Origin of the sequence: Terrisporobacter sp. (genome assembly GCF_017888745.1) — a bacterium.
In the GTDB taxonomy this organism is placed as follows: domain Bacteria; phylum Bacillota; class Clostridia; order Peptostreptococcales; family Peptostreptococcaceae; genus Terrisporobacter.
This window is the reverse complement of sequence record NZ_JAGHFM010000314.1, coordinates 1-7,714: the sequence shown is the minus strand read 5'-3', so window position 1 is coordinate 7,714 and position 7,714 is coordinate 1. Positions and strand designations below refer to the sequence as shown.

The window sequence follows — 7,714 nt, the reverse complement described above, 5'->3', positions numbered from 1 at the left end:
TTCCTCTATATACTTTTCACAAGCAGTTGCAGCTATAGCACCATCAGCAACTGCAGTAACTATTTGTCTAAGTAATTTAGGTCTTAAATCACCTGCCGCATAAACTCCTTCTACATTAGTCTTCATATTTTCATCTGTTACAACATAATTATATTCATCTAATGACACAGCACCTTTGAATAAATCCGTATTAGGTACGAAACCTGCTAATACAAATAACCCAAATGCTCTATCATCTTCAGATAATTCATATCTAAATTTTTCATTAGTAACATTGTTGTAGTATTCTAAATAGGTTGGTTGATTCTCTCCACCTATTTCAGAAACTTCACAATTGAACTTAACTTCTATTTTTTCATTAGATAGAATTTTATCCGCAATAGGTTTTGGACAAGAGAATTTAGGCTTTCTTACAAAAATAGTAACCTTTCTAGCAAGTCTTGCTAAATATAAAGATTCTTCTGCTGCAGCATATCCACCACCAACTATGAACACATCTAAATCTCTATAAAATCCTCCATCACATGTGGCACAGTATGATACTCCTCTGCCATAAAATTCATCTTCACCTTTAAATCCTACTTTTCTTGGATTTGCACCTGTAGCAATTATTACTGATTTAGCAGAAAATTGCCCATTTGAAGTATTTATAGATTTAATCTTATGTTCAAAATTAACAGATTCTATTTCTGTGTATTTAAATTTTACACCGAAACTTTCAGCTTGTTTTCTCATTTCATCAATTAAACTTGGTCCATCTATTTCATTTATTCCTGGATAATTTACTATTTCAAATGTTGTTACTGCTTGTCCACCTAAATATTGTTTTTCTATTATTAAAGTATTTAATCCAGCTCTACCTGCATATAATCCAGCTGAAAGTCCAGCTGGTCCACCACCAATTATTATTACATCATATATTTCATCCATCTCATTCATTGTCATATCTCCTATTATGTCATTTTATAATTTAATACCAAAGTAAAAATATTTTAAACGTAATTTTCCAAACTACACTTTTTATATTTCTTATGTTCCACAGAAAGTTCTATAAGGTTGCGATGAAGGTTTTGGTAAGTCTGAGTATTCTTCTTGTTCTTTTGAATATTCAAATGGATTTTTTAGAACACTAAGAAGTTTTAACATTACATCATAATTTCCTTCATCTGCTGCTTCAATTGCTTCTTCTACCCTATGATTTCTTGGAATTACTGCTGGATTATAATTTTTCATCAATTCATAAGCTTCTTCTATAGATTCTTCTTGTCTTTCTAATCTTTCTTGCCATGATTTATGCCAGTTTGTAAATTCTGCAGTTGCAAACATTCCACTATGCATATTTTTTCTAGTAGTTAATGAAACAAAGGTATTAGTATAATCTTCTTCATATTTTTCCATCATACTTAATAAATCTTCTATTATAGCTTTATCTAGTGCTTCTTTATTAAAAATACCTAATTTAGATTTCATTATTGATAGCCAGTTTTCAAGAAATATACCTGAAAAACTTGATATAGCATCTTGAGCAATTCTTACAGCTTCTTCTTGATTTTCATTAATTAATGGTAGTAATGTTTCTGCAAATCTACATAAATTCCACTCTGCCATTATAGGTTGGTTTTTATATGCATATCTACCATTTCTATCAATAGAACTAAATACTGTATTTGCATCATATTTATCCATAAAAGCGCATGGACCATAATCAATAGTTTCACCACTAATAGTCATATTATCTGTATTCATCACACCGTGTATAAATCCAACTGATTGCCATTTAGCAACTAAACTAGCATGAGAGTTTATTACTTCTTTCAAGAAATTCAAATATTTATTTTCATCATCTCTAATATGAGGATAATGTCTTTTAATTGAGTAATCTGCCAACTCTCTTACATTTTCAATACCTCCAAATCTTGCTGCATATTCAAATGTACCAAATCTAATATGACTAGATCCTATACGAGTAAGAACAGCTCCTATTTTGCGTACTTCACGATACACAGGAGTATCCGTTTTTACAACAGCTAAACTTCTTGTAGTAGGTATCTTAAGTCCATACATTGCTTCACTTATTATATATTCACGAATCATAGGTCCTAATACCGCTCTACCATCTCCACCACGAGAGTATGGAGTTATTCCAGAACCTTTTAATTGAATATCAAATCTATCGCCATTTGGAGTTATTTGTTCTCCAATTAATAAAGCTCTACCATCTCCAAGCATTGTAAAATGTCCAAATTGATGACCTGCATAAGCCTGAGCAATAAATGCCCCTCCTTCTACAACTCTATTTCCGGCTAATGTTTTGATACCTTCTTTAGTTTTAAGAGCTTCTACATTAAGACCTATTTTTTTTGCTAAAGAATCATTAAATATAACTAGTTTAGGTGAATATACTGGATTTATATTAATTTTACTGTAAAAAAATTCAGGTAAGCTTAAATAACTGTTATCAAAATTCCATCCCATTTTTAAAATCTCATTTTTATCAGTCATTTTACCTCCTTTTAAAATTTCAATATTATTTGTATATTAGTTTTATCTATAAAAAATATTTACTCATATTTAGAATGTGTACTTTATTTTAAATTATTTATACCCTTCTATATGATTTTAAATAAGTTATTTCCTTAAATTACAGAAAAGAGAAAATATATTATTATTTTTGTAAAAATAAAAAACAGCATTTATTATTAACTAACAAACACTGTTTCTTAACTATATATAGATTATTTTATCCACAAATTCATGGAATGTCAGCTTAAATATATCCTATTATTTCCACAATTTATATTTATCTTGTTGAAAACTTAAGATATCTATATTAATAACTCATTCTATTTTAGAATTATGTTCATTCTATAATTTAAAATTTTTCCAATTATTATTTTAAATTAAAATATCAATTTTAAGAATGTAAATTAATAGATATAGTTTAATTAGAAAACTAATATATTATAAGTATAATTTGTAAATAAACTAAATAAAACCTAATTTCTTTAAAATAACAAAAGGTATAGACTAAAATAAGTACTATACCTTTTATTATTTTAAGTATTATTTATTTTCATATTTGACTACTCTGATTTTAAATCTTCTTCAATATGACTTTCTTCTAATTTAGATATTAAGCTAAAATCAATTTCTCTAAAGTCAACATTCACATTTTCAACTTTTATTCTTACAGTATCACCTATTCTAAAAGTCTTCTTACTTCTCTCACCAATTATAGAATAAGTCTCTTGATTATAAATATAATAATCATCTCTCATATTAGCAAGTCTTATCAGGCCTTCTACAGTATTATCAAGCTCAACAAACATACCAAAGGAAGTAACACTTGATACAACTCCATCAAACTCTTGACCTACTTTATCAGCCATATACATAGCTTTGTAGAAGTCGTGAACATCTCTTTCTGCAAGTTCTGCTGCTCTTTCTCTCTCTGATGATTGAGTAGATGCATATTCAACTATATGAGCAAGTTGATCTTGTCTCTTATTGTTAATTTTATTATTTAATTGTTCTTTTATTATTCTATGAATTTGTAAGTCTGGATATCTTCTTATTGGAGAAGTAAAGTGGCAGTAGTATTTTGCCGCTAATCCAAAATGACCTACACATTGCGGTGAATATTTTGCTTGTTTCATAGAACGAAGCATAATTGTACTTATAGCTTCTTCTTCTTTAGTTCCTTTTATTTTTTTGATTACACCTTGAATTTCTTTTGGATGAATTTCTTCTAAATCACCTTTTAAATGATATCCAAATGTTGCTATAAACTTACTTAAGTCTTCCATTTTTTCCCCTGATGGAGTCTCATGTATTCTATAAACGAAAGGCAGTTGTAACCAATAGAAATGCTCTGCCACAGTTTCATTAGCAACAAGCATGAATTCTTCTATCATTTTATTAGATATTCTTCTTTCATATGGTTTAATATCTACTACTTCACCATTACCATTTAATATTATTTTGGATTCTGGGAAGTCAAAATCAATGGACCCTCTTCTTTCTCTTCTCTTCATTAATATTCTTGCTAATTTTTCCGCATTAACAAAATCTTCAACTAGAGATGAAAAAGTTTGCTTTAATTTTTCATCGTCCTTTTCTAATATATCTGATACTTCAGTGTAAGTCATTCTAGCCTTTGATCTTATAACACTTTCACATATATCAGATTTTACAACTTTACCATTAGAATCTATTTCCATAATACAAGATAAAGTAAGTTTATCTTCAAAAGGATTTAAAGAACACACACCATTAGAAAGCTGTTTTGGTAACATTGGTATAACTTTATCTACTAAATAAACTGAAGTAGCTCTTTTTAAAGCTTCTTTGTCTAGTTTGTTTTTTTCTCTTACATAATGAGTTACATCAGCTATATGAACTCCTAATTTATAATTACCATTATCTAATAATTCTATTGATATAGCATCATCCAAGTCTTTAGCATCTTCTCCATCTATAGTAAATATATCTAAATCTCTAAAATCTACTCTTCTAGCTATTTCTTCTTCTAAATCTTGTTCTGCCACATGATTAGCTTCGTCTATTACTTTTTTAGGGAACTCCTCCGGTAAACCATGAGCTCTTACTATAGAGTCAATTTCTACTCCTCTTTCACCTTTTTTGCCTAATACTTCTACTATTTTACCTTCTGGCTTTCTATTTTCTTGTGGCCATACTGTAATTTCGCAAACTACTTTATCATCATTTTTTGCACCAGAAAAATATCTCTTTGGTATAAAGATGTCTTGATTGAATTTCTTATCATCAGGCACAACAAAACCAAAGCTCTTGTTTTCTTGGAATAAACCAACAACCCTAGTTACTTCTCTTTTTATTATTTTTATTATCTTACCTTCAGCTCTTCTCTCATCAGTAGCAGGTGTTACTATTTCTGCCATTACTCTATCATTATGAAGAGCTCCATTAATATCGCTAGCTGGAATAAATAAGTCTTGAGTAAATTCTTCATCTGACTCAACAAATCCAAATCCTTTTCTATGAGATACAAATTTACCTACGAATAATCCCATTGTATTTGGAGACATGATTCTTCCTTTTTTAGTTCTAACTATGTAGCCATCTTCTTCTAACTCATCTAAAAAGTTATAGAACATTGGCATTTCCGCTGGATGTATATTAAATATTTGACCTAATTCTTCTTTTTTTAGAGGATTGTAATGTTTATCATTGATTAACCCAAGTAATTGTTCTCTTAATTGTTCTGTCATATAATACCTCCTATTTTATATATTATATCCATATTTATTAAATTATTTCCCAAGTTTAGTTTAAGCCGTTTGTTTATTTTAAAATAACTACAATAATTTATTCATATTTACTTATTTTAACTAAAATATTACATTTTGTCTAATTATTGTATATTTGCTTTTTTCAATGCGCTTATTTATACTTTATATTAACAGCATAAGAGATTGGGGAGTGATGTATTTGGATAATTTAATTTTATCCTTCAACGTAGTGGCGCCACTATGTCTTATAATGGCATTAGGGTATTTCCTTAAATATATGAAAATGTTCGATGAACACTCATTAAGCGTAACAAATAACGTTGCTTTTAAAGTATTTTTGCCTTGTTTATTATTTTATAATATTTATACAACAGATATAGGAAGTGTATTTGATCCTAAACTAATAATGTTTGCCTCCTTATCTATAATTATATCCTTTACTTTTTTATTATTCCTAATACCTAAAATAGAAAAAGATAATTCTAAAATAGGCGTAATGATTCAAGGTATTTTTCGTAGTAACTTTGTGTTATTTGGCATTCCAGTAGCTACTTCTCTAGTTGGAGAAGGAAATGTTGGAACTACAGCTTTGTTAATTGGTGTAGTTGTTCCTTTATATAATGTTTTATCTGTGATTGCTTTAGAAATATTTAGAGGTGGTCGTATTGATTTAAAAAATATTACTCGTGGAATAATTACAAATCCACTTATAATCGGAGCATTTCTTGGATTGATATTTTTAATTCTTAATATAAAATTACCTACATTTATCGTAGCTGGTATTAAAGATTTATCAAAAATTGCAACACCTTTATCTTTAGTTCTTCTAGGAGCTTCTTTTTCTTTTTCAGATATAAAAAAATATATAAAAGAAACAGCCATAGTTGTATTTGGTAAATTAGTTGCACTACCTTGTGTATTTTTATCAATTGCATATTTATTAGGATTTAGAGGCATTGCATTGCTATCTCTCATGGTTATGTTCTCAGCACCTACTGCTGTATCAAGCTTTCAAATGGCAAAACAAATGGGTGGAGATAGTGATTTGGCAAGTCAAATAGTAGTGTTTACTTCTTCATTATCTATAGTAACAGTGTTCACATGGATTTTTATTTTAAAACAATTCGCATTAATATAGTATTTATTTAATTAAAGTTCTTATAAAAAAGCTGATAAATTTAATTTATCAGCTTTTTATTTATATTATTTATTTTATTTTAATAAGGCTTGAGCTATTATTTTATCAAACTTACGAATGTCTACTCCCTTTTGTAGATTTATTTTTATATGGCCTGCTCTAGTCCATAATTCAACTTCTGCATTTAAATCAAATAATTTACCAGCATTTTCTGTTGACCACATATTTATTGATGAGTATGGTAAAGAATAAATTTCTACTTTTTTACCAGTTAAACCTTGAGCATCTCTAACTATTAATCTCTTATTAGTGAAAATTGCGCTATCTCTTAATGTTTTATATGCAGCTACTGCCACTTCCCCTGTAACTAATAATTCATCTACATCTCCTGGTATTTCACATTCAGACACAAAAGTCCATTGTAATATGTTTGTCATATCCATTGTTGTCTCCCTCTATTTTCTAAGTATAATTTTCTTATATTATAACAAATAAGGTGAATCCCAGCAATAATCTTATTTTTCCATATATTAAAAGTTCTCTTGTAATAAAAAAATGACTACCTAAATAGGTAATCATTCTTACATTAAAAACTAAATTTAACTTTTAACATTTTACAATATTAAATCTTGGCCAATATTTAATATTATTTATTAACAACTAATAATGCTAATGCATTTATAAAGAATAGTACTGATACTATCTTTGTTGATTTTAAAAGAAATGCTTGTTTTCCTCTTGGTTTAAAATACGCTTGTGAATCATCTTCTCCAGCATACTCTGATGAGAAGTTTCCTTTACCTTCTTGTGGCATTATAACTAACATCAAGAATATAGCCAACACAAGTTGTATTCCCATTAATACGTTATTTATCATAGGTAACCTCCTATTTATGATATTAATAAATACTCAACCTTTAGTTTACCATAGTATCCTATCATTTACAATGAATTGAGCTATGTTTTATCTTAAAAAACTATGCACAAATAATATAGGAATAATTATTTATTATTAACTATATTTTTCATCATATAAAAGTAAATAGTAGTTACTATAAGTTACTGTCATATAAGGAACTACCCAAAACATTGCTATTCCTAAAGTTATTATACCTAGTAAATACCATAATATAAAACTTAAACTTAATATGATTATATCCCAAAAATGACCTCTTATAAGCTTTATACTCATACTTATGCCTTCAAATACATTTGCATTTTTATCTAATATAATAAATACTGAAAAAGTACAGTATATAGAAATTATACCTCCAATAAATAAAGCTACGATTAGCATTATAGTTCC

General features: G+C 28.1%; 7 protein-coding genes. 1 reads left to right on the top strand and 6 read right to left on the bottom strand.

What is annotated here, in order from left to right; translation table 11 throughout:
• From J7G74_RS14080 to rnr, 3 genes are all read right to left on the bottom strand, one after another.
• On the bottom strand, positions 1-939 hold a 939-nt coding region (locus tag J7G74_RS14080; protein ID WP_297136496.1), incomplete at its 3' end, for an FAD-dependent oxidoreductase.
• Positions 940-1,029: 90 nt separating this feature from the next.
• Positions 1,030-2,502: a protein adenylyltransferase SelO gene (locus tag J7G74_RS14075; protein WP_297136495.1), complete on the bottom strand. Its 1,473-nt coding sequence runs from the start codon at positions 2,500-2,502 to the stop codon at positions 1,030-1,032.
• 581 nt (positions 2,503-3,083) lie between these two features.
• Complete coding sequence (gene rnr, locus J7G74_RS14070; protein ID WP_297136493.1) at positions 3,084-5,249, bottom strand: ribonuclease R; 2,166 nt, start codon at positions 5,247-5,249, stop codon at positions 3,084-3,086.
• Positions 5,250-5,469: 220 nt separating this feature from the next.
• Between rnr and J7G74_RS14065 the strand changes: the two genes are divergently transcribed.
• The gene (locus J7G74_RS14065; protein WP_297136491.1) at positions 5,470-6,408 is read left to right on the top strand and encodes an AEC family transporter; all 939 of its coding nucleotides are present in this window, start codon (positions 5,470-5,472) and stop codon (positions 6,406-6,408) included.
• 74 nt (positions 6,409-6,482) lie between these two features.
• Here J7G74_RS14065 and J7G74_RS14060 read toward each other — a convergent pair whose 3' ends face one another.
• From J7G74_RS14060 to J7G74_RS14050, 3 genes are all read right to left on the bottom strand, one after another.
• Positions 6,483-6,851 carry a PH domain-containing protein gene (locus tag J7G74_RS14060; RefSeq protein ID WP_297136489.1) on the bottom strand — a complete coding sequence of 123 codons (369 nt, stop codon included), beginning with the start codon at positions 6,849-6,851 and terminating at the stop codon, positions 6,483-6,485.
• A gap of 203 nt (positions 6,852-7,054) precedes the next feature.
• On the bottom strand, positions 7,055-7,285 hold the full coding sequence (gene secG, locus J7G74_RS14055; RefSeq protein ID WP_297136487.1) for a preprotein translocase subunit SecG: 231 nt from the start codon (positions 7,283-7,285) through the stop codon (positions 7,055-7,057).
• 135 nt (positions 7,286-7,420) lie between these two features.
• A partial coding sequence (locus J7G74_RS14050) for a DUF975 family protein (protein ID WP_297136485.1) occupies positions 7,421-7,714 on the bottom strand: 294 nt, incomplete at its 5' end.